This window comes from Thalassotalea coralli (assembly GCF_055786205.1).
Genome location: NZ_JBVVBK010000024.1, coordinates 1 through 436, shown reverse-complemented (window position 1 = coordinate 436; position 436 = coordinate 1). Strand labels below are relative to the sequence as shown.

At 47.9% G+C, this 436-nt stretch carries 1 protein-coding gene; it reads right to left on the bottom strand.

Features of this window, described 5'->3' with window-relative positions; all coding sequences use genetic code 11:
• The coding region (locus ACOB80_RS20945; protein ID WP_473167801.1) for an Ig-like domain-containing domain at positions 1-436 on the bottom strand (436 nt) is incomplete at both ends.

Genomic DNA, 436 nt, shown 5'->3' with positions numbered 1-436 from the left:
GTGTGTCGATACCTAGCTCTGTTGTAAAGTGGACATTAACGTCCTCTACCTGAGCATTACCTGCCAAGTCTTTCACGCCACCTACATTCAGGCTCAGTGTCTCGCCTGCTGGTAGCAGAGTCACAGGAATGAGCGTTACCAGCATACGTGCGCTGTCTAACGTACGATTTACCGCGATCTGCTCACCGTTGTGCGTCAACGTAATGCCATCCAGTGATAAATTGCTTATCGCTTCATTAAACTTCACTCTCACACGAGCATTCACCGCCACATCGGTTAAGCCTTCATGCACTGATGTGCCAGCTACAGCAGGGGCTGCTGAATCTTCTTCCAAACTGGTATAGAAGTAGAAGTTATCTGATGAGTTTGTATTACCACTGATATCCGCTACACCGTCGATTCGTGCATTAAAGCGTCTACCCGCTGTCAGTACATT